The sequence below is a fragment of the Paenibacillus marchantiae genome (assembly GCF_028771845.1).
GTDB lineage: Bacteria > Bacillota > Bacilli > Paenibacillales > Paenibacillaceae > Paenibacillus > Paenibacillus marchantiae.
Map to the genome: position 1 here is coordinate 5,438,743 of NZ_CP118270.1, position 23,200 is coordinate 5,461,942.

General features: G+C 45.2%; 24 protein-coding genes and 1 pseudogene. 3 read left to right on the plus strand and 22 right to left on the minus strand.

The annotated features are described in order from the left end of the window. Positions 1-591: 591 nt before the first annotated feature. The 3 genes and pseudogenes from PTQ21_RS24390 (at position 592) to PTQ21_RS24400 (ending at position 3,156) form a co-directional block, all read left to right on the plus strand. Positions 592-1,059: a hypothetical protein gene (locus tag PTQ21_RS24390; protein ID WP_072733306.1), complete on the plus strand. Its 468-nt coding sequence runs from the start codon at positions 592-594 to the stop codon at positions 1,057-1,059. A gap of 139 nt (positions 1,060-1,198) precedes the next feature. Further along, positions 1,199-1,264, plus strand: a complete 66-nt coding sequence (locus PTQ21_RS24395) for a hypothetical protein (protein WP_274570563.1) — start codon at positions 1,199-1,201, stop codon at positions 1,262-1,264. 749 nt (positions 1,265-2,013) lie between these two features. Further along, a pseudogene (locus tag PTQ21_RS24400) lies at positions 2,014-3,156 on the plus strand (IS3 family transposase). A 35-nt stretch (positions 3,157-3,191) separates the two neighbouring features. Here the strand turns inward: PTQ21_RS24400 and PTQ21_RS24410 are convergent. From PTQ21_RS24410 to mutL, 22 genes are all read right to left on the minus strand, one after another. Further along, entirely contained in the window at positions 3,192-3,350 is a 159-nt protein-coding gene (locus PTQ21_RS24410; RefSeq protein ID WP_274567447.1) for a hypothetical protein, read from the minus strand. A 481-nt stretch (positions 3,351-3,831) separates the two neighbouring features. Further along, positions 3,832-4,389: an N-acetylmuramoyl-L-alanine amidase gene (locus tag PTQ21_RS24415; RefSeq protein WP_338020293.1), complete on the minus strand. Its 558-nt coding sequence runs from the start codon at positions 4,387-4,389 to the stop codon at positions 3,832-3,834. Further along, positions 4,319-4,531 carry an N-acetylmuramoyl-L-alanine amidase gene (locus PTQ21_RS31415; protein ID WP_338020294.1) on the minus strand — a complete coding sequence of 71 codons (213 nt, stop codon included), beginning with the start codon at positions 4,529-4,531 and terminating at the stop codon, positions 4,319-4,321. Before PTQ21_RS31415 ends, PTQ21_RS24415 begins: the two co-directional genes overlap by 71 nt. Next, positions 4,524-4,652, minus strand: a complete 129-nt coding sequence (locus tag PTQ21_RS31420) for a phage holin family protein (protein ID WP_338020295.1) — start codon at positions 4,650-4,652, stop codon at positions 4,524-4,526. Before PTQ21_RS31420 ends, PTQ21_RS31415 begins: the two co-directional genes overlap by 8 nt. A gap of 116 nt (positions 4,653-4,768) precedes the next feature. Then, the gene (locus tag PTQ21_RS24425) at positions 4,769-5,017 is read right to left on the minus strand and encodes a hypothetical protein (protein WP_274570597.1); all 249 of its coding nucleotides are present in this window, start codon (positions 5,015-5,017) and stop codon (positions 4,769-4,771) included. A gap of 42 nt (positions 5,018-5,059) precedes the next feature. Beyond that, positions 5,060-5,194: a hypothetical protein gene (locus PTQ21_RS24430; RefSeq protein ID WP_274567448.1), complete on the minus strand. Its 135-nt coding sequence runs from the start codon at positions 5,192-5,194 to the stop codon at positions 5,060-5,062. A 438-nt stretch (positions 5,195-5,632) separates the two neighbouring features. Next, positions 5,633-6,751, minus strand: coding sequence for a phage tail protein (locus PTQ21_RS24435; protein ID WP_274567449.1), 1,119 nt, complete (start codon positions 6,749-6,751; stop codon positions 5,633-5,635). A gap of 108 nt (positions 6,752-6,859) precedes the next feature. After that, positions 6,860-6,991, minus strand: coding sequence for a hypothetical protein (locus tag PTQ21_RS24440; protein WP_274567450.1), 132 nt, complete (start codon positions 6,989-6,991; stop codon positions 6,860-6,862). A gap of 160 nt (positions 6,992-7,151) precedes the next feature. Then, a complete protein-coding gene (locus tag PTQ21_RS24445; protein ID WP_274567451.1) occupies positions 7,152-7,388 on the minus strand; it encodes a hypothetical protein in 237 nt (78 codons plus the stop codon). Between the two features lie 150 nt (positions 7,389-7,538). Next, the gene (locus PTQ21_RS24450) at positions 7,539-8,315 is read right to left on the minus strand and encodes a WD40 repeat domain-containing protein (protein WP_274567452.1); all 777 of its coding nucleotides are present in this window, start codon (positions 8,313-8,315) and stop codon (positions 7,539-7,541) included. 546 nt (positions 8,316-8,861) lie between these two features. Continuing rightward, positions 8,862-10,190 (minus strand): type I glutamate--ammonia ligase, encoded by a 1,329-nt coding sequence (gene glnA, locus PTQ21_RS24455; RefSeq protein ID WP_063562869.1) that lies wholly within the window; start codon positions 10,188-10,190, stop codon positions 8,862-8,864. A 129-nt stretch (positions 10,191-10,319) separates the two neighbouring features. Continuing rightward, the gene (locus tag PTQ21_RS24460) at positions 10,320-10,733 is read right to left on the minus strand and encodes a MerR family transcriptional regulator (protein WP_063563200.1); all 414 of its coding nucleotides are present in this window, start codon (positions 10,731-10,733) and stop codon (positions 10,320-10,322) included. 83 nt (positions 10,734-10,816) lie between these two features. Continuing rightward, positions 10,817-12,070, minus strand: coding sequence for a methionine gamma-lyase family protein (locus tag PTQ21_RS24465; protein ID WP_090951241.1), 1,254 nt, complete (start codon positions 12,068-12,070; stop codon positions 10,817-10,819). Positions 12,071-12,154: 84 nt separating this feature from the next. Continuing rightward, positions 12,155-13,441 carry a GTPase HflX gene (gene hflX / locus PTQ21_RS24470; RefSeq protein WP_024630468.1) on the minus strand — a complete coding sequence of 429 codons (1,287 nt, stop codon included), beginning with the start codon at positions 13,439-13,441 and terminating at the stop codon, positions 12,155-12,157. A 119-nt stretch (positions 13,442-13,560) separates the two neighbouring features. Beyond that, positions 13,561-14,532, minus strand: a complete 972-nt coding sequence (locus PTQ21_RS24475; RefSeq protein WP_024630469.1) for an AAA family ATPase — start codon at positions 14,530-14,532, stop codon at positions 13,561-13,563. 109 nt (positions 14,533-14,641) lie between these two features. Then, a complete protein-coding gene (locus tag PTQ21_RS24480; protein WP_076289087.1) occupies positions 14,642-15,205 on the minus strand; it encodes a ribonuclease FAU-1 family protein in 564 nt (187 codons plus the stop codon). Between the two features lie 283 nt (positions 15,206-15,488). Continuing rightward, positions 15,489-18,146, minus strand: a complete 2,658-nt coding sequence (locus PTQ21_RS24485) for a penicillin-binding protein 1A (protein ID WP_090807236.1) — start codon at positions 18,144-18,146, stop codon at positions 15,489-15,491. A gap of 168 nt (positions 18,147-18,314) precedes the next feature. Then, positions 18,315-18,557 carry an RNA chaperone Hfq gene (hfq, locus tag PTQ21_RS24490; RefSeq protein WP_017687918.1) on the minus strand — a complete coding sequence of 81 codons (243 nt, stop codon included), beginning with the start codon at positions 18,555-18,557 and terminating at the stop codon, positions 18,315-18,317. 234 nt (positions 18,558-18,791) lie between these two features. After that, positions 18,792-19,013 (minus strand): hypothetical protein, encoded by a 222-nt coding sequence (locus PTQ21_RS24495; protein WP_064637103.1) that lies wholly within the window; start codon positions 19,011-19,013, stop codon positions 18,792-18,794. A 234-nt stretch (positions 19,014-19,247) separates the two neighbouring features. Then, a complete protein-coding gene (miaA, locus tag PTQ21_RS24500) occupies positions 19,248-20,195 on the minus strand; it encodes a tRNA (adenosine(37)-N6)-dimethylallyltransferase MiaA (protein ID WP_371129240.1) in 948 nt (315 codons plus the stop codon). Beyond that, complete coding sequence (locus PTQ21_RS24505; RefSeq protein WP_063563082.1) at positions 20,179-20,964, minus strand: class I SAM-dependent methyltransferase; 786 nt, start codon at positions 20,962-20,964, stop codon at positions 20,179-20,181. Before PTQ21_RS24505 ends, miaA begins: the two co-directional genes overlap by 17 nt. Positions 20,965-20,981: 17 nt before the next feature. Then, positions 20,982-23,198 (minus strand): DNA mismatch repair endonuclease MutL, encoded by a 2,217-nt coding sequence (mutL, locus tag PTQ21_RS24510; protein ID WP_090807238.1) that lies wholly within the window; start codon positions 23,196-23,198, stop codon positions 20,982-20,984. Between the last annotated feature and the right edge of the window lie 2 nt (positions 23,199-23,200).

Genomic DNA, 23,200 nt, shown 5'->3' on the forward strand with positions numbered 1-23,200 from the left:
GTAGGAAATGATTGGAAGACACGGATGCATTTTTATGATTGTTGAAATGACACCTCTTGCCATGATAACTGTGTCAGCAATGTTGGATATATTAAAAGATTTTTGACATCAAAAAGGAGCCTATAAATGGCTCCTATTTTTGTACCCGAAATTCATACTGTTCTCGAAAGTATCTCCCGCCCATGATTTTAATGGATACTGGACTATACTCTTCTACCTGTCCCCCATAGTCAATGATGTGTTCGTGATCACCTAGGACATGCCAGACAGAAACACGGACTTGCTGCGAAGAAATCCATATCTGTGGATAATATCTTATATGTATAATTCATCTCATCACCAAATCTACCAATTCGACAAAAGACATGTACTTCCTACACAAAATAACTTATAAACCACAAATTCCATAATAATATTTGTTCATCCAACATTTAACAACAATATCATTTACAAATATAACTTACATATGGTATATTTATCCATGGTTGGCCGACCTAATTATGTAAGAGGCTCTTCGACATCTTTAAGTTCAAATAACAACATAAAACAGAATCTACTTTATTGGTTCTAGTATATTTGGGAGGTTTGAATATGAAAAGATTAAGAAAATTCTCTATTTCTGTTATGGCAACCGCTTGTTTATTGGCATTTGGTTCAAGTTCTGCACTCGCTAAAACCGGTTGGGCTGATACCTTTGAGACAGCAGAAGTGATGTACTCAAGTGTTAATCAGAATTCTGGATTTAGCGCAACACAGTATTTAGATAGCATGAGTGATAATGATTATTATCTTGTAGACAACACAAATGGATCTTCTGTAATCTCATTTGGCGTTATTGCTACTCCGCCACCTAATTTCGATATTATTATGGGTGTAATTAAAATGGATGCAAGCGGTGCGATCCTGTCCATTCAAATGGATAACTGGAATGGGCCTGGATACGCTGAGGCAATTGGTATGAGTGCTAAACCTGGTGAGAAAGTTTACTTCAGAATTATGGATAACGGGATCAATAACTACAACCAACCTTATACAATTCAATTTACAAAACACAGCTAAATAATATTATAGTAGATGTTCGAATGGCTCCCCCGCTTAATTTGCAGGAGGGCCATTTTTATATGTAGTATTTTGTCGGCGAGATGAGAACAGAGATAAATTCAATTTGCGGATACCCCAGAGTCTGCACCAGCATTTGGTGGAGCGGGCCGCTGCGGAAGATGTGTCGTTAAATCAGTATTGCCTGTACAAATTGAGTAGATAAACCAAAAGAGCCCTGAAAACCATTGAAGGTTAACAGGGCTCTTTTGGTTATCAACAATATATATTCAGAGATCTAATTCTGTTTCTATTTTTTCGACCAAATCAATACCTAATTTTGTAGGGATAATGTTATCAACTCGTTATCTGATCTTCTGATTTCTCCACTGTCCAAAAGATACTCAAGTGCCAAACGTTTCTCAAGATGAAAACTGTCATATTCATTTTGAGTATAGAGTATTTATATTTCAGGGTAGTATTTGGTGAGAAATACGATAAGTAAATATCATTAAGTAGTAAACTCCTAAGCTGTTGCCGTTCTCCAAACTCCAATACGTAACCCAATTCTGTGTTATCAACTATATTTCTCAATAGATAGTACTTAGATATTGCCTGTGAGTCTTCCCAAATATGCTCTGGATCAAAGAACTCACTATAGACTTGGGCGTAATACTCTTTCATTACATACTTTTTTAAAAACCACTCAAGAAATTTTCTCTTCTGGATCGAATCTGATTCGTTAAGCTGGCTTTCAATATCATTAACACTGCACTGAATAGCAATTTTATCATAATCAAAATATACTTGTTAGACATTGCTCCCTCAGGGATTGGAAGATTTAATTCAATACATACCATCCATATTTGAAACATTACAATATTGATTTTTGGTATTATCCCCTCAAGGTAGACAGTGAAAAAAGAGGTCATGTTAAAATGAACTCAACACTGAAAACCGGAGGGGATTTTTGCTATGCCAGCTAAAAAAGGCCAAACCTTTAATCAATATAGTGAAGAAACGAAGTAAGAGGCTGTTCGTCTGAGATTGGAAGAAGGTTGGACATACAGTCGGATCATGGAGAAGTTTGGTATTAAGAGTGAGAGCCAGATTATTACCTGGGTACGGAAAAGCCAAAATGGAGAGAGTTTTGAGGATTACCCTGGACGTTGGACAAAGAAGCATTTTAGCAGTGCAGAAGAAGAAAATGCCTATCTGAAAGCGCAGGTAGAATATCTAAAAAAGCTCAATCCGAATTTGCACGGAGAGGGAAGCTGGATTTCGAAACCCGGTGCCAGTCCGTTCGAGAAATAAGCGAGTGGGCACCTGTGGTTTGGTTGTGTAAAATGGCTGAAATTTCTCGTGCAGGTTACTACAAATGGAAGAAGAATATCGTCCTCAGAGAGAAACGGGCAGATCGGGATGCGGATCTAAAAGCACATATTTTAGGCATTCACCGACTTCGTCCTTATTTTGGCTACAAACGTATGCGAACTGCGTTAGGAAAGGAAGGCCTCGTGGTGAATCACAAAAAGGTACGCCGCTTAATGAGAGAACTCCAGATTCGTTCCGTGATTCGCAAGAAACGTCCATTTGCTGGCCGGAAACCGTCCGTTCTGTTCCGTAATGTCTTAAATAGAGAATTCTCGGCGGCAGCTCCTCTGCAGAAGCTCGTGACGGATATTACGTATGTCCGGATGATTTTGCTTATCTCTCGGTTGTGATGGATCTATACAACAACGAGATTGTAGCTTGTGAACTCTCCGAGCGAAATGATTTAAACTCGTTATGGACACGGTGAAGAAACTGAAATGTGGACCTACCTTGCTCCATTCCGACCAGGGGTTCCAGTATACAACACAGAGCTATGCCAAGTTGCTTGAAGAGAAGAAGCTAACAGGAAGCCATTCTCGGCGTGGGAACTGCTATGACAATGCATGTATTGAGTCGTTCTTCTCCCACTTAAAGACGGAGAAGTTGTATTTGGAGAAGCCTTAGAATCTGGAGCAAGCAAGGAACCAAATTACAGAGTATATTTTGTTTTACAACAAGGAACGTTTCAAAAACAAACTCGGCGACCTCTCCCCGATTGAATTCAGGGAAAAAGTCGCCGCTTAATGGAATTTCTCTTTTTTATTGTCTACTTCACGGGACTATGACCAGTATCTATTAATTGCCTCTTCTTTTTTCTTTAATTTATCTCTTTTTGATATTATTAAATTATTTACCAGTTGACCCCCAATAGCACCAGTTAAAAGGGGTCCGAATACTGCAGAATATGAATTGAAGAAATTTGCTAAATCAGTTATCACAACCATCCTCCAAGTTTTCTCAATTCTTCTATGTAAATATTCAAATCATTAAATAAGGACTCGACCAGTTATGCCAGTAGAGTCCTTTTTACCGATTACTTCGGATGTATTAAATTCAATTTAAGTTGCGGACTCACGGGGAGGGGGACTATGCCTGCAGTATAACTGACTATCATAGCCCAAATTGTTTCGAGCATAACAGACCAATATGTTTTCATTTTAGAGATTCCTTTATTCATAGGCATCTCCCCCTTTTCAGTTAGTTTTATACTTGCGTATCTTACGATACTTAGAAGCATAACAACCAAAAGGGCTATGATTACTGCACACAAGACGGTTGGCAGTCCCGCTACACCAGAGACCATCGTCCCCGTCAATCTACAACTAATAGTCCCCGCTAGCTATTGTCAGTGGGGACACATGCCGATTCTTTCGGATTTTAATTCATAGTACCATAATTATCCTCTTTGATCAAAGTATTTCAACAACAACTGACCACGGTCCCAAGCTCCTCGCGTGCAACCGCTGCACCTGGACGCGTACCATCGAAGAAACCCTTCTCCGTTACTTCCTTCCAAGTTGTCTCAGCCCACTTACTTGGCACTTTAATGTCTCTTTCCTGAATCACCGGCTTGTCCGCCTTCGTTTTGGTCAGCCCCAAGTATGCAGAAATCCCTTGGACATGACCTTCAATAATCGCATCGATCACAGCGGCCTGCTTGAGTCGATCTGCGTCAGCTACCACATCGACAAACAGGTTTTCTGTCAGAACTGCCGGCATATTGGATTCACGAACCATGTGAAGTTTCTTCGCCTTCTGTCCACGATCTGTGCCGCCTAGCTTGCTCATGATAGCCTTGTGCAAAGCTTCCTGCAGTTTGATGCTTCCCTGAGATGCTAACGTGTAACGGAACGTCTCAAAGCCACCCTTTCCACCGCCAGCATTACAGTGAATGGATACCAGGATGTCAGCACCTGCAGCGTTCGCCTTGTTCGTCCGCTCCTTCAGCTCCAGGAATACATCTGTGGATCTCGACAAAATCACCTGTACATCCTGCTGCTCCCAGGCAGGCCTTGATACCAAGCGACACTTTCAGCGCGATATCCTTTTCAAGAAGTCCGTTAGCCACTGCTCCCGGATCCTTGCCCCCATGACCTGCATCAATCCAAACTTTAAACATTTTCCTCAACCCCTTTCTTAGTCTGTTTAATAAGCTGATTGCCAAACACCGCCACGGCGCCAACCAGAATGCCCTGTACTACGCTATCAACCGCCAGCCCGAGCATTAGGATTGAAAACAAAATTGCAACGCCAGTAACGATGTAAATAATAGTTCAGTCCGGTATCCGTGGAGTCTTCTTCAGCACATACCCGATCACCCAGCAGGCCGCCCATACGATCAGCAGCCTGCCATCAATTAAACCTTGAATAATGTCCCATTCCTCACTACATCCCCCCCTAACTTGATTCCGGCCCAAACAGCCGCAATAAGAAGACCAGTTATTACAGTTAATACTGCACCGTACACCGTACGTTTCAACCATATTTGATCCGCGTCATGCTTATCTAATCGTGACAATGCATCCGCTGCATTACGCTTGGCGTCATGAGCAACGTCAGCGACCTTCTTCAGCTCCGCTTCGACCTCAACAATACGAATGGCCATCTGCTGTGCCGTCTGCAGTGCTTCTTTGGAAATTTCTCTGACCTATGCCAATCCTGGAGCCAAAGCAGCCAAAGGTTTCAATGCTTCCTCAATCTGGGCCAGTTGGACCTTCAAATCCACAATCGTATTCACATCCTGCACCTGCATGTCATTCACACCTCCTGGTATGGCTTCCATACGCCAATCCCCCGTCTCTATCTGAATATGGAAAAGCCCCCTGACCACTCCAGAGGGCTTGTATAGTACATATTGCTAAGTGAGTTTAATCCTGAATTAACTCCTGTCTCCCCTGATCCTCTAGGTACTGATACTATTCTCTCTTCTTGAAGGTCTGGTTTCTTTCAGATATTACATACCTATATGTGAACGCACCCTCTATGGTTCGTTATCCCATATAAGCACCCATTACAACGCACCTCCCATAATCAAGCTATCCATAGCCTTTTTGATGATGAGCTGCCACTCATCTAATTTCGTCAGCAATAGGGACTTAACTGTTTGTTAGGAGTTCATTTTCACCAGGGGTTTCCTGGGTCGGTGAATTTGTGATGATCAGCACCATTGCCTGGTCCTTTGCTGGCACGTGCTTGATTAAAATCAATGCTGTGTCCTCCTTTATACTTGAGTCATGTAGGTGTCCGGGAAGTTGATCAGGGAGCGACTTAGGTATGAGTTTGTGCCTGAAACCACTGCAGTGTGTATCAGTTTTAACGTGTTCATGTCCTGACCCGCTTGCATGTTAGTCCACCCGCTGTTTCGAATGGTTCTATCGGTTTGGGTGTAATAGGAATACCGATAACGGCGGTTCGCTGGTTCAATCACTAAGGTCAAAATATAAGTCAGAACGGACTGACCAGAACCTGACGAATACGCTTGACCTACGGAAACCGCGCTGTTAGCGGCATCCGCTATGGTAAGACCACTGAACGTTGTATTGTCCGATGATAGGGATGAGTTACCTGTCATTGCTTCTAAGACCATACCTGTGCTGGATGAAAAGATGGTTACTTTATTTGTGGGTATATCGGCTACCATGTTTTTGACAGATGCGCCATTGGTTGTACCGTTTACACCGATACTAGAAGCGAACTGTTGAAGTAGACCAGGAACCAGCGTTCCAGCGACACCAAATATATTAATACCTTTGAGGATATTCTCGGCGACCAGATCGGCGTCACCCATTACCGTGATGGCGCTACTGTAGTACCCGGCTGCTTTCGCTTGATTAGCAGTACCGGGCGTCACAGTTCCTCCTGCACCTCGGTTCGCCATTGTTCCAGTCAATCCATTTGCTGAAGTGTTACTAAATGTTGCTCCTGACAGCACTTGTGCCCCAGTAGCGTTCCCTGTTGCTCGGATTACTGTTTTAATCTTGGGTATGAGCTGCGCCCATGTTTCGGATGTGGATGCCGTTACTCCTATGGAGTTGAGAGCGGCAACCACTTCCGCTTTCCGCTCAACTCCAGATTGAAAAGCCAGTCCTACCGCTTTCTCAGTAGCAGCAACCTCTTCCCTATCGCCGTCTGTTTTGCTCGATAACTGGACCTGCCCTTTCTGAGTTAAGGACGCGTCTGGAATATCCATCTGGTTGACTAATTGGCGAAGCTCTTCTACATCTTCCCGCGTTGCAACACCCTCATCGATCTTCTCAAAGATCGCATTGATTCCTACACGGCTTACACTTTCATTCCCCAAAGGCAGGGGCAGTTTTAAACGATTTGTTTCAATTGGCATGATTAATTCCTCCATTTTGTTGTTATTAGGTCTATACGATTTAGTTCATAGGTTGTTAAATGGTCTGAAAAAGGGCATAAAAATAGCGCTCCGATTTCGGAACGCCTGTTACACGATATTGCCGTTTTGGTCCATGTCTTCAGCCTGCAAAGCCGCTGCCACTTGATCACGGCTGTCTGCTGGTACTTTCTCCAGCTTAATCAAGCCTTTATGGATCATCATCACGTATACAACTAACATTATCTCACCTCCCCTCATGAGTGCTACAGCCCAGCGGATCAGTAGACTTGCAAGCCTAACCTTCATCAGGCGACACCACACTCAGCACAAGCATGTGCAGCTCCATAAGTGCCAGTTGGTTCGCATTGCTTTCCTCGGCCAGTTGCTTGTTTAGTGCTTCCTATGCCGCAAGTCTACGTTCCAACTCAACGTAATCTGCCGGACGACTGGCATGGTCCGCTTCTTCCTTGAGCGCCTGATCCAGAACCGGCACGCCATCCTTTAAACGGTAATAGCCTGCGTTAATACCTACGGGCAAAAATGTATTCTCAAGCTCTGCTTCTGTATATCCCTCATGTTGATAGGTGATTACGTCACGGATAATGTCTCCATCAAGCTGAAAATAAAATTTCGTCATAAAATCGTTACCTCCATATCGTCATAATCTCTTTTGATTCTCCTCGGTTCCCGCTTTCCAGCGCATATCCTACGCCAGTCATATATTTTGCCAAGCCAGCAACTGCATTTGTACTTTTCCTGACGTAGTCGTAGTTACCGCTATACACGGTTAGGTACAGCACTCCCGGGTGCCTACAGCTAATAACTCTCCGTTACCAGTAGCAGACAAGCCGTTGCCAGTCCCGGGCAAGCCTATAATATCAGATTGTTTCACGAGTTCCTTGTTTACAAGTCGATACAGAATAACGTAAGGAGCATTAGCAATACCTGCAGCCAAATAAACGGTGTCATCGACGTTTATAAACTCTACACTATAAACTGTTGTACTCGGTACTGTGTAGGTCAAGTCAGCTTTAGTAAATACATCACCATTTCGACTATACAAAATCAAATTATTCGGAGCAGTGCTGCTGCTCCCTAGAGCTAAAATATTTCCGTCTCTGCTAAAGGCAACTGAATTACCTATGTATGATGGCAAAGTGGTGGGATTAGCTAATTTGGTAAATGTATCAGCTGTTCGCTTATAGATAGAAAGATAAGGTGATGAGAAATGAGTGACTGCCAAGTACGTTCCATCTGTGCTGAAAGCTAACGACCGACCTGAGGACGTCGGTAATGTCGCAGGATTGGCTAATTTGGTAAAAACGTCACCCGATCTCTTGTAGATAGTAACGAATGGCGACGCGGTATGAGCAACCACCAGATAATTTCCGTCTGGACTGAAAGTTGCGCTATTTGCACTCCCATTTGGCTTAACATCTGGATCGGGCAACTTGATTAAGGACTTACCTACACGTTTATATATAGAGAGATAGGGAGCTGTTTGGAAAGGACAAGCAAGATATTGACCACCAGGACTCCAAGACAGTTTATATACAGCATTCATCGGTCGCTCCGATATAGTTACATCTAGCTCAAACGTTTTCGACATATACACCGGGTCATTAGCCGCGATACTCTCCGCGTATGTCCGCGATACCTTCTGTTAGCCGTTAATCACCGTAGACGTTTCGATGGTTTCAATGCCATCTGCGAGATGCTGGAATGAATGCGGGGAAGTCCCTGCTACCGTTCCCCTTTTGACGATGACGGCGGTTTTGACAAGCTCTTTCCCCTCATCGACATGTGTAAAAACCTCGTTGAGCGCATCAACCAGTTTGTCCTTTTCCGTTGTCTGTAGTTCGGCAAGATTTGTTCGAGAACGGCTTGGTCATGGAAGTGTGCAAATCACCTCTGATATATATGCTCACATCTCCAAAAAGTTAGAGCAACGCAATATTGAGAAGTATGAACAGTATATCGCCAACATTCTTGGTTCGAAAAATCAAAATGGGGGACGTTTGGGGGACACTCCTCAATAGAAGTATAATCCCCATTCAAACGTCCCCCATTTAAATCCTCAAAAAACCCCAAAGGTATAAGGTTTATTCAATTAGTACAACGTGATATATTGATCGCGTTCCCATTGGTGGACTTGTGTACGATACATATCCCACTCAATTTCTTTCAGCTCATAGAAGTGAGCCAGGGCGTGGTCGCCGAGAGCATCACAGATGACTTCGCTGCGGATCAATTCGTTCAATGCTTCTTTCAGGTCAGCCGGCAAGCTTGGAATGCCTTCTTCCACGCGCTCTTCTTCTGACATGATGTAGATGTTACGGTCAATCGGAGCTGGCAAGGACAGCTCACGTTTGATTCCATCCAAACCTGCTTTCAGCAAAACAGCCAAGGCAAGGTAAGGGTTCGCAGCCGGATCCGGGTTACGTACTTCAACACGTGTGCTCAGACCACGGGAAGCTGGAATACGGATCATTGGACTACGGTTACTAGCAGACCAAGCTACATAACAAGGTGCTTCGTAACCTGGTACAAGACGTTTGTATGAGTTCACAGTTGGGTTCGTAATTGCAGCAAACGCACGCGCATGCTTCAAAGTTCCAGCCATGAAGTGACGTGCAGTTTTGCTCAGACCCAGCTCGTCCGACTCGTCTACGAATGCGTTCACTTTGCCTTGGAACAAGGATTGGTTACAGTGCATACCGGAACCGTTCATACCAAACAGCGGTTTCGGCATAAAGGTAGCATGTAGACCATGCTGACGTGCAATCGTTTTAACAACGAGTTTGAACGTTTGGATCTGGTCTGCTGCTTTTAGAGCATCAGCATATTTAAAGTCGATCTCATGCTGACCTGGAGCTACCTCATGGTGGGAAGCTTCGATCTCAAAGCCCATTTCTTCAAGTGTGATAACGATGTCACGACGACAGTTTTCACCAAGATCCGTAGGCGCTAGGTCGAAATATCCACCTTGGTCATTCAGTTCGTTAGTCGGGTTTCCTTTTTCGTCTGTTTTGAACAAGAAGAACTCTGGTTCAGGACCGACGTTGAAGGAAGTGAATCCCATTTCTTCGGCTTCTTTCAGGTTTCGTTTCAAGATGCCACGCGGATCTCCTGGAAACGGATTACCATCCGGAAGATATACGTCGCAAATCAGTCGAGCAACACGGTTCTCGGCTACCCAAGGGAAAATCAGCCAAGAATCGAGATCCGGATAGAGGTACATGTCGGACTCTTCAATACGCACATAACCTTCAATGGAAGATCCATCAAACATCATTTTATTGTCCAGAGCCTTAGTAAGCTGGCTCACAGGGATCTCAACGTTTTTGATTGCTCCAAGCAAATCGGTAAATTGCAAACGAATGAATCGTACATTTTCTTCTTTTGAGATACGTAGTATGTCTTCTTTAGTAAAACTCACGATACCCTCTCCCTTTCTTCTCTGCGTATTTGGCTTGCCTGTTATATTTGTACATTAGAATATTGCATGGGTCAAGGAGTCCTCCTACCCAAAAGCAGGATTTCCCCTGACTTACGAGGTTATACGAACTTATTTTTTATTAAAGAAACGGGAAAGCTCTCCCTGGATGAGAGATACTTGTCCAGGTCTCTTACCTGACACCAGTTGTTGTTTAAGCAGACGGTGTAGTTGGGAGTCCGATAGTTCTCTACGTTTCACTTCCGTATCGGCTGTAATAACAGTCGCTTCTTCTGACTCTTTAGATACAGGATTCATCACTTGTTTAATGCCTGCAATGTTAACTCCTTTTTCAATCAGAGCCTTGATTTCCAGCAATCGTTCTACGTCATTGAAAGAGAACAAACGCTGATTACCTGACGTTCTCGCAGGAACAATCAAACTGTGCTGCTCATAATAACGAATCTGACGCGCGGACAGATCCGTAAGTTTCATTACAATACCTATCGGGAATAAGGCCATATTTCTGCGAATTTCGTCACCCATCATTCATCAACCTTCCAGTCATCTATTCTTCACTCTATTGTACATTTAGTTATTACTAAGTGTCAATGATGTGTTAGATAAACTCACAATAATTTGCGTTCTTTCATGGTCTGTAATGACATCAAAACGCCATATTTAACATGAGAGTACGTTAAACCGCCCTGCATATAGCCAATAAAAGGCTCACGGATAGGCGCATCTGCCGACAATTCAAGGCTCCCACCCTGTATAAACGTACCTGCCGCCATGATGACAGGGTGCTCGTAACCCGGCATGTCCCAAGGTTCAGGAACTACATGGCTATCTACTGCAGCAGCCCGCTGTATCCCTTGTACAAAGGCAATTAAATGCTCGGCCGAACTGAATTGAACAGCCTGAATCAGATCTGTACGCATCTCGTTCCATGCCGGTTTGGTTACAAATCCGGATGCAGCAAACATCGCCGCAGCGAATGTGCTCCCTTTAACGGCCTGTCCTACAATTGTCGGAGCCATGTAAAGTCCTTGGTAGATGCCACGAGTTGTTCCCAACATCGCGCCAACCTCACCGCCAATTCCAGGAGCAGTCAAACGATAGGCAGCCAATTGCACGTACTTTTCCTTCCCGCATATGTATCCACCGGTTTCCGCTAGACCTCCACCGGGATTTTTAATCAGTGAACCTGCCATCAGGTCTACCCCGATTTCAGTTGGTTCACGTTCCTCCGTGAATTCACCATAACAGTTATCCACAAATATGATGACATCTTCCTTGATCGCCTTTACACGTGTAACCATATCAGCGATTTCTTCAATACAGAAGGAAGATCTCCAATCATATCCTCTGGAGCGTTGAATACCAATGACTTTTGTCGCTGCATTGATACTTTTCTCTACCGCCGCCCAATCTACTCCGCCATCTTCTAACAGAGCCGTCTCTTGATAGCCAATTCCGAAATCCCGTAATGATCCTGTTCCATCACCAGGCTTGCCAATGACTTTATGCAATGTGTCATAGGGCTTACCCGTAATGTACAACAACTCGTCACCTGGACGAAGTACACCGAACAAAGCTGTAGCAATAGTATGTGTACCTGATGCAAAATGGGGACGCACCAGTGCCGCCTCTGCACCAAACACATCGGCATACACTTCATCAAGCACCTCACGCCCGCGATCGTTATAAGCGTACCCCGTTGAACCCGCAAAGTGAAAATCACTGACTTTTCTACGCTGAAAAGCATTGATTACTTTCCATTGGTTATGATCGGTGATCCGGTCAATCTGTTGCAATTGCCCCTCAATCTGACGTTCAACCTGTCGTTGAAGTTCAATAATCTCTGAATCAAAGCTTGCCATCTTGCTTCATTCCCCTTCATAGCACGAATCTGACGTCAAACATCAATTATCGTGTCAACTTATCATACAAATATGTCATCGATGTTACAGTTGTATGAAATCTTCAAGTAAATAACCGAATTTCTCATATTCGCCTTTTTGCAGTTCCACTTCATAAATTACATCATTATCTTCAAATGTGGTCTCAACAACATCGCCTATTTTGTAAAGTACAGATGTAAGATCGCCACGCTCAGCCGGAATACGGAACCGTTTGGTAGCGCCAGTCAATTCAGCCTGGATAAGCTCACGAATTTTCAGCAAGTCATCTGCATCTAGAGCGCTCACTTTGATATGTTCTTTATCCAAAGGAAGCATCTCAAGCTGCTCCGGTGTACAAGCATCCTTTTTGTTATACAATACCAATTGAGGCTTGTCCCCTGAACCCAGTTGCTGCAAAATCGTGTGTACAGTTCTCATCTGGTCTTCACGCATTGCAGATGATGCATCGACCACATGTAATATAAGGTCCGCTTCATTCACTTCCTCCAGCGTTGCCCGGAAAGCCGCAATCAGATCATGAGGAAGGTTTTGTATAAACCCAACCGTATCTGTGAGTACGATTTCTTTACCACTTGGCAGTTCCATCGTCCGTGAGGTTGGATCCAGTGTGGCAAACAGCTGGTCTTGAATATACACATCTGCGGCCGTTAATTGTTTAAGCAAGGTGGATTTACCCGCATTCGTATAACCTACAAGGGCTACCTGAACGATCCCCGTCTTCTTGCGACGTTCCCGGTGCAGCTTGCGATGACGTGTCACTTCTTCCAAATGACGCTTCAAGTCATCTATGCGGCCACGAATATGTCGACGATCCGTCTCCAGTTTACTTTCACCTGGACCCCGCGTTCCAATTCCGCCACCAAGTCTGGACAAATTCTTTCCGTGACCCGACAAACGTGGTAACAAATAGCTCAACTGAGCCAACTCAACCTGGATAATACCTTCTCTTGTGTTGGCGCGCTGCGCAAAGATATCCAAAATCAGCTGGGTGCGGTCAATAATTTTGAGATCCAACGCTTCTTCCAGGTTACGAACTTGAGCACCGGACAGCTCCTGGTCAAAAATAGCTGTTGTTGCTCCCATTTCCTCAGCCACTGCACGAAGTTCTTCCACTTTCCCCTTACCAATGAACCATTTGGTGTCCCGGGTTTTCAGGTTCTGTGACAATACACTCAGCACTTCCACGCCTGCCGTCTCGGCCAGTTTTACCAACTCCTCAAGGGAGTACTCCGGGTTAATACCCGAACGTTTGACCTCATCGGTAACCAGACTCACCAACACGGCGCGATCCTTCTTCACCATATCTGTATCATGTGTTCCATTTGTCATCGTGTATATTCACTCCTTCTATTACGTTTCCGCATATATTCTGTGCCACCATGGTTCCATGGCATGCTTTAAGCCGAACCGGTTAACCCGGCCGGCTGCGTTAAAAATTATATTATCGCTTACTTTTGCTCAAACTTCAAATCCTCTGTGCGGATGGTCATCAGCTCTAGTTTTCCCGGATTTCCCTGGGTATACTGTTCCAATAGTCGAACTGCCTGATGGCGAATCGATCGTTCAATGGCATTTCGGACATATCGGGCATTGCTGAACGCATGAAGAGATTCATTTTTTTCCTGAAGCAGATGCTGCTTTAGTTTGAGTATGGTCTGTGGCATGAGAATATAGTCACGTTCCTTAGCCATAATCTCGGAGATTTGAATCAATTGATCAATGCTATAGTCCGGAAATTCAACCTGGATCGGAAAACGGGAAGGTAATCCGGGATTCGTCTGCAGAAAAAAATCAATCTCTTCCGAGTATCCCGCCAAGATGAGGATAAATTGATTCTTATTATCTTCCATTGACTTCACAAGTGTGTCGATAGCTTCCTTCCCAAAATCCTTCTCGCCCCCGCGAGCCAGACTGTACGCCTCATCAATAAATAAGATTCCACCCAATGCCTTTTTGACCAAATCCCTCGTTTTTTGTGCCGTATGCCCGATGTATTCCCCGACCAAGTCTGCACGTTCCACTTCAATCAAATGACCCTTACTCAATACACCCATCTTCTGAAACAGCTTCGCAACGATTCGTGCTACCGTTGTTTTTCCGGTTCCCGGATTGCCTTTGAAAATCATATGATACACGTGCGCCCCACTTATCAGTCCAGCTTCGGTACGCATTTGGGCAATCTGTAAGAAAGCATAGATTTCAAATACTAAATCCTTGATATTTTCGAGTCCAACCAGCTGCTCCAATTCACCTTGAATCTCCTGAAAATGCGCATGTTTGGCTAAACCTTTTGCCGCTTGTATTGCCGTCTCTTCTTCTTTGACCAGCATCTGAGGTTCCTGGTTACGCAAAACAACATTAATTTGTCTGGATGGTCTGCCTCCCGGTTGCCCTCCTGCAGCCATGACCCGTCCGTTCATTCGCCATCACCTCTATTTTATCGGGCTGAACTCTCCTGATTATTAATGTATTCTATCAGGTGCTCTAATATTAGAAGGATGGCGAAGAATTCTGCGACTTTTCCATGACTTAAATCTGAATATTTTTTCTGAACTCCCCATTCTCAAACAAGGTTTGTCTATGCTTCAAGGACAGTTGGAAATACGGAAACACATGAGCATCAATGGCATGCAACAATTCCTTGGCTGTCCGGTTCGCCAGATCATAATCCCCCGTCGTAATGTGCTTACGTGAAAGAGCATCTTCAAGTTCATCTTCGTCCAGCAAAAATATTTCTCCATCCTTCAGGACAACGACATCCAGATACAGATCATCAAACCACGGAACACCTTGATCGGTTATGCCCTGGCTGCGGCATGTATCAATGTACCATTCAACAATTCGCTCCTGATCGTCAAACATGGCCGTAACAACAAAGTGCTCGCCTTTCGGATAATACTGCAACCAGGAATAACCTTTATCCGCAATGCAGAAGGTGCTTCCTCCATAGGTTTTCCACAAAGGCTCTTTCAAATCTTGTATCGTATACAACGTAATGTAACCCGTAAAAATTTTGGATTGAACGAACCGGCATGTAAATTGTCGGTTCGTAATCCGGCGCCAGTTCGCGCGGTCCCCGAATTTCCGTTTCATACGAACCCCTCTTTGCCGACCACAGGTCCGTGACCTGCTGATATTGGTGAACAGCGAATAACGTCCGCATTACCGATTCCACAAGTGCCTGAATCCGCTTTGCACAACGTATTACGAATAGTTACAGCTTACCATATTTAAGTTATACACTCAAAATCAAGCTTTGCCCCATCTATTAGAGAGTTATGGTTCCACTCCAATGGTTATACAAACCAAAAAACCTGCTTCCCCAATATGAGGGAGCAGGTTTTAGGTTGTAATGATTTAATGCGCCTTATTCTTGTTAACCGCCAGTTCCAGTTTGAGAATCTGTCGGTGCATTCGTTTCTCCATTGTTGCCGTTGTTTCCACTATCTGGTGGCGTGACCACTTCGCCCGGTGTCGTCACAGATCCATCATTGGAACCCTCACCCGTACCTCCAGGTTCTGTTGTTCCCTGTCCAGGCGGTGTGTTTCCTTCTCCGGTCTGTCCGTTCCCTTGACCTGTCCCGCCGTTGTTTCCGTTGTTTCCATTATTGCCGTTACCAGTGTTGCCATTTTCATTTCCGTTGCCATTGTTACCCTCAGAACTTCCATTCCCCGGCGAACCGTTGTCTGGATTTTCTGTTCCAGGCTGTTCTGTGCCCGGTTCCGTCCCTGGCTCCGTGCCCGTATCTGGCTGTTCCGGTTCCAATTCCTCCGCTTCAATCATCAGCGATATGATATTGGACGGATCAGTCTCCAGTCCCGTAGCTGAATCAACAGCTGTCACATAGTATTCGTAGGTGAGACCCGGGAGTGCACCTAGATCCTGCGCACTGGTCGAACCAACCGCATCTAATAGATGGGTGAACTGTCCCTCAGATGTCTCTTTTCTGTAAATCCGATACTGTGTCGAGGAATCTCCCGTTGCAGTCCAATTCAATGATACAGTTTGCGTAGATGAATCATACGCACCATTCAAACCACTCACTGAAAGTGTTGGTTTCTCTGGTTCTTTCTCCGGTGGAGGTGTCTGGGCTCCTGCTGGAGCTTCGAAGTCCTTCACAGGAACTCCTTTCAACGCATCCCCCATAACTTTGGCAAAGAACGCCGCTGATAGCTTACTGCTATTTTTGAGCATATGGGTTGCATCAGGATTGTCGTAACCCATCCATACTGCAGCAGTCCATTCTGGCGTGTATCCGACGAACCAAACATCACGGTTGGCACTGTTGCCGGAGATACCACTTTGAACGGTTCCCGTCTTACCGGCAACTGGTCGATCCAGACGTGCTGAACGACCTGTACCGTCATTCACGACATTTTGCAGCATCTTAGTCAAGGAATAAGCATTTTGCTCACTCATAACACGTGTCGTTTCCGATTTATCGTGTTTATAGGTCGTTTTTCCCGCGCTATCCTTAATTTCCTTAATGGAATACGCCTGCTGGTACTCACCCAGATTGGCGAATGCACTATAGGCTTGCGCCATTTCCAGCGTATTCGTACCTTTGCTAAGACCACCCAGCGCAATCGCCAGGTTTTTGTCTTCATCCGTAAGTTGGATACCTACGCTTTTTGCAAACTGAACACCTGTATTCACACCAATTTTGTTTAGGAGCCATACTGCCGGGATATTCTCCGATTTTGTAATGGCATCCGTCATACTAATGGTTGAAGAATAACCATGCAAGTTACCCGGGCAGTAATTTCCGAAGCATTGCTTTTCATTACTAAGAGCTGAGTTTGCATTGTAATTACCTGATTCAAGAGCCGGTGCATAAGTCACAATCGGTTTAAATGCCGATCCAGGCTGTCTGCGGCTCTGTGTTACCCGGCTGTAGCCTTTTGTTTGATAATCCCGTCCGCCCATCAAGGCGACGAGACTGCCATTTTCATGGTTCATAATTACCATGGAACCTTGAACTGGCTGATCGTCTTTACTTGACTCAAACAAACTGTCATCCGAGAAAGCACTTTCCATGGCTGTTTGAGCCTGAGCATCCATAGTCGTGTAAATTTTGTACCCGCCGATATTCAGATCATCCTCCGTTTTACCAGTCACTTTTTCCGCTTCACGAAGAACATAGTCGATAAAGGCTTGGTACTTTTGATCTTTCTCAGGCGGTGTATAGTCATAATCTACTTCTTTGGCTTCATCCATTTCCGCCTTGGTGATGTAACCTTGCTCATACATCAGCTGCAATACCACAGCACGTCGTGCCTTGGAATCGTTGGGATTGCTCAGCGGGTTATAGGCAGAAGGCCCTTTAGGCATCGCTGCCAATGTGGCAATTTGCCAGATCTTCAACTCATTAAGGTCAGACACTCCAAAATAAAATTCAGACGCAGCCTTAATTCCATAACGCTGATGACCGAAGAAAATCCGGTTCAGATACATCGTCAGAATTTCGTCTTTTGAGTACTTGCGCTCCAATGCCATTGCAATGGAAACCTCTGTCGCTTTACGGAAGAAGGTCTTGTCACGGGACAAGAACATATTTTTCGCAAGCTGCTGAGTCAGCGTACTGCCACCCTCCACCATGGAGCGGGCCATGACGTCTTTAACCGCTGCACGTCCGATGGACCAGATATCCACGCCCTGATGCTCGTAGAATCGTTTGTCCTCCGTAGCAACAAAAGCTTCCTTTACTAGATCCGGAATATCTTCTTCATTGACCGGCTCCAGCTTTTGAATGGACAACTCGCCCATTAACTGTCCGTTACGATCATATACTTTTGAAGTTTCATTGATTGTTGTTTTGTCCTTGTTGGCTTTGAGCAGATTTTCCCCACTCACCATAATAAATAAATATCCACCCAGTGCACAAAATATGGCGATTGCCATGGTGAAAAACAGTGTCCATCCAACGCGTTTACCCGTAATTTTTTTCTTTTTAGAGGTCTTTGGCTTCGCTTTTTTGGTTGACTTGTTATTACTGTTGCGATTGTTAGACCTCGACAACGGATCGTTTGGCATGTTACCTCCTGACTCCCTTTCAGTTGCATAATTTCTATTCGTCTACTGGCTCAAGCTCCTATTGAGCTTATTTTGCCCGGAATGAAAAGAACAACCCTTATTCAGGTTGCTCTGTTTCGATTCCTATACATGTAGACGAAATGGTTGATAAAAAGGTTTCGTAATTTTTTAAGCTTCGCCGCTATTATCTTGCTGCATCAGCGATACGCTGCGTTGCGGCGTGAACGTGGAGATGGCGTGCTTGTAGACCATTTGCTGGCGTCCGTCGCTGTCAATGACGATCGTAAAATTGTCAAATGCCTTGATCGTTCCGCGGATTTGAAAGCCATTGGTCAGATAGACCGTAGCTGGAATGTTTTCTTTCCGCAGTTGGTTCAAGAACGTATCTTGGATGTTGATGGACTTGTTCATTAGCCGTACCCCCATTGGTTCATTTGAATTCGTGTTATAAGTAATATTCAATATCGCTGAGTAGCTTTCGTGCTATTATATCATGAACGGATTCATATAATCCACAAAAACCCCTTGCCTGCTATTTTGCACCTATGCCTGAGCTTCGCTTGCAACTAGAAGACTTATCCATTATACACCGCTTGTCAGAATTGCAAAAGAGGGACAAATTCTACCCTTTTCCACGTTTCCCTTCTACTTTTCTGGATCTGTATATGTTTTCCCTTCTTCTCTGGCCAACGTCATATTTTTCCGATTCTTTCTATCATGGATTAAGAGTTTGAGGTATGTATTGGTATTGATGAGAACAATAATTAACCAAATTAATGCGACAAGACCTCCAATGGCAAAACCAATTCCAAATAATCCTGAGAAAAAGAGATATAAACTCGCTACTCCGCTCGGTTCTGCACTCATAAAATCTCCCCCTTCACCTTACAAACAAAATCAAATGGCCTGTCATGTGAATTCATTTTAATATTTATGTTATTTTTTTACAATGCATTTCTTTGCTTAAATCTACATAGAACTCCGAATATTCCCTCTTTTAATAACATCATTTCATATAAAAAAAGTAAAAACCTCTACCTTTTATTTCTAAAAGATAGAGGTTCTAAAGTCCTAATCGGTGGCAAATTCCACCTTCGATATTCAGTCAAACTTACGTTTGATCATCTCACATACATGGGCATAATTCCCTGCAAAATCTTCGGTATCCGTCATATCCACCCATTCAATGTCTTTCATATGCCGGAACCAGGACAATTGTCGCTTGGCAAAACGACGTGTATCCCTTTTCAGCCACTCTACCGCAGCCTCCCAGCTTACTTCACCCTGAAGATAAGCCGCAATTTCCTTATAACCGAGCCCCTGCATGGAGATATGTCCTCTCGCTACGCCGCGCTCCAGTAAAGACTTGACCTCATCTACCAAACCCTGCTCGATCATAAGATCAATTCGCTCTTCCACTCGGGCATACAGTTTCTGACGATCCATTGTCAAACCCACAATAAGCAGGTCATATGGAGACTCTTTCTTCTGGGAAGCCAGCTGCTCGGACAACTTCTCACCTGTAAGGTGATAGATCTCCAGTGCACGAACAATTCGGCGCTGGTCATTCGGATGCAGTCGTTCTGCGCTAACCGGATCAATGACCCTCAGCTTATCATGTAACGCCTGCGGGCCATGTTGCTCTGCATAACGGAACTGTTCATCCCGGAACGCTTCATCTGAGCCGCTGTCCGAGAATTGAAAGCCGTAACATACCGATTCCACATACAGACCGGTGCCACCAACAATAAAAGGCAACTTGCCGCGCTCATGGATTTCCCCAATCAGACGTGTGCAGCTCTCCTGAAATTCCGCCACGGAATAGGGGTATTCCGGTTCATGGATGTCGATGAGGTGATGAGGCACACCCTTCATTTCATCGCGAGTAATTTTGGCCGTCCCGATATCCATTTCGCGATATACCTGCATGGAATCCCCCGAAACAATCTCACAATTGAACGCCTGTGCAAGCTCAATACTCATTCTTGTTTTGCCTACCGCTGTTGGTCCAACCAGCACAAGCAGCTTCGGTTTAACTTCCGCTTTCAACATTAATCACTCCGTACAGTGTTTTTGCATTGCCCCGGTCATGTACTTCAAAACCGAGTCTTGTGAACTCCGCGCTGCCGCGCTTCTCTTTCATAACTACCCGCTTGCGAGCAACTCTTTTCGCTTCAATAATGCTCTGTTCATCCAGTGCATTTGGATTCGCATAATCTCGCAAAGGCTGAATGGCGCTTGAATCAAGCATTGGTTCACGGAACATCGGATCGAAATATACCGTGTCACAGCTTCGGTCTGGCAAGGAACGCAGCAAATCGAGATGATTCGCATGCCGCAGCTCAATGCGCCGGAAAGCTTCGTTTACCGCAGGCTTAATGCTCTCGTACTGAGACATGCCTTCTACTAATAACGTATACAGTGGCAGGGAGCTTTCACAGGCGATGACCCGACCACTTTTGCCTACAGCAACCGAGAATACCAGTGCATCTGTACCCAATCCTGCCGTACAATCGATAACGGTATCCCCTTCAAGGATCGCCCCCGCGTCCAGCATCGGATCAGCTTCTCCTTTTAACACACGTTTGGCCCGAACAAATCCCATACTGGGGTGAAACTCAAGCAGCGGTGAATCCGGACGAAACAAACGAACTTTACCCTGAAGCACAACTATAATCTCATCAATCTCATAATGTGCAATCATTGCAGGTAAAGACATCCTTTTGCGTGGTACATAGGTTCCTCCCGTTGTTTCAGCAAGGTTTCGTGCACGTTCCACAAGGTGGCCTGCTTCCTTTTCACCGGTTGTAATATACATAATTTCCTCCTAAATAGCTACATGACCCGTTTAAACAATTTCTCCAGATCATAGGTTGAAAATGACACCACAATCGGTCTCCCGTGTGGACAAGTATACGGTTGACGGCAAGAACCAAGACGCTGAATCAACACTTCCGCCTCCTGATCCGTCAATTTCTGATTGGCTTTGATGGATGCCTTGCAAGAGCACATGATCGACGCCGCTTCTCGCATCTTGGCAACATCAATACTACGTTCACTCAGCACCCATTCAGACATCTCTTCAATAATGTCTTTCTCATCCCCCTTGGGGAACCAGAACGGGTGGGAACGCACCCGGAAGGTCTGCCCACCGAAATGTTCCAAATAGACACCCGCCTGCTCGAACCAAGCCAGTCTTGTTTTGAGCTTTTCCGTCTCGGATGGTGTGAACTCCAGTGTAATGGGCAGCAGCAACTCCTGCGAAGCCTGAGCCGGATTGCCAAACTGCTCGTAATAATACTCATAATTCACCCGTTCATGGGCTGCATGCTGATCAATCAGATATAGACCATCTTGATTTTGTGCAATCAAGTACGTCCCGTGGTGCTGCCCAATCAGGCTTAGTTCAGGAAACGCAGGCATAGAAACATCCGATTTAACGGCAGATGCCAGCCTTGCCGGGTCAGGTAAACTTGGAGCTTTCCAGCTCCGCTCTCCTTTTGCAGCCACCGCAGATGGATTATAAGATGAACGCCCTTCTCTAACCGGAGAATTCATCGAATTGGAACGATACGCAGAAGTCGGAGCCTGTGAAGTCGATAGCCCCTTATCTTCAGTTGAAGGTAAGGCATCTTGCGCAGCACGATCTGTAGCAGCACCGGTACTTCCACTCACAGCAGAAGCTGAATCGCTATGGGAATTTTCGTCATCACTATAATTCTTCAAAACATTAGATCCTGAGTCCCCGCTCAACATCCCAAATGGATCATAGGATGGTGGTATCTCGGGTGGAGCTTCAGGCAACGGCAGCGTCTGACCCTCACCGTTACCATCAGGCTCTGATTGCACATCAGCCGGAGCCACATCAGCTGGAGCATCCAGATCATCGTCCTCTGAAGTCATTTTAGTGAGTCCAGCATATTTCCCCAATGGACCCTGTTGCCCATACCCTGCGGATTCCGTTTCCTCCTTTAGAGGACCTCTCGGGAACAGGAACTGTTCCTGGATAAAGGAACTGTTATCTCCACGTCTGATTTGCTGCTTGGTTACCTGTGGAATGAGCACTTCCTTCCGCAAAATTCCACGCAGTGTCGTTTCCACAAACTCATACAGCTCCGCTTCCTTGCTGAAACGAACCTCCAGCTTCGCCGGATGCACGTTCACATCGACCAGGGATGGATGCATTTCCAATTGCACCACGACAAGTGGGAACCGATTAATGGGCAGCAACGTATGATACGCCTTCAGAATAGCCTGGTTGAGCCCGTAATTCCGAATAAAGCGTCCATTCACAATGGTCGACATGCCACCACGATTGGCACGAGTCCATTCCGGCAAACTGATCAGCCCGCTCACTCGATAGTCCAGACTCTCTCCCTGAATGGGGAGCATCGCTTTGGCGGCACTAGTACCATAGATCGCTGCAACCACTTGCAGCAGATCCCCATTGCCCAGCGTCTGAAGCAGTGTATTTTCATTATGACGCAGCGTGAACGAGATGTTAGGATGAGACATTGCCATACGATAGAGAACATCCGAGATATGTCCCAGCTCGGTCTGGATCGTTTTCATATATTTAAGCCTGGCTGGCGTATTGAAAAATAGTTCTTTCACCTCAAAGTCCGTGCCTTGGGGTGAGGTTTCATCCTCATGTGAGAGAAGTTTGCCTCCCTCAATCACGATTCGTCTTCCTCGCCCATCATTCCCGCTGGCCGATAACACTTCCACTTTGGAGACAGCGGCAATACTCGCCAAGGCCTCTCCCCGGAATCCAAGACTTGTGATCTGGAACAAATCGCGGCCATGAGCTATTTTACTAGTTGCATGACGATAGAAGGCCTTTTCCATATCTTCCGGCTCGATACCGGAACCATTGTCTTTGACCCGAATACGGAGCAGTCCGCCCTCTTCCACCGTAACATCAATCTTGGAGGCGCCTGCATCCACCGAGTTTTCGAGCAGCTCCTTAACGACTGAAGCAGGCCGTTCGACCACCTCACCTGCTGCAATCTGGTTGGCAATATGTTCATCAAGCACATGAATTTTCGCCACAG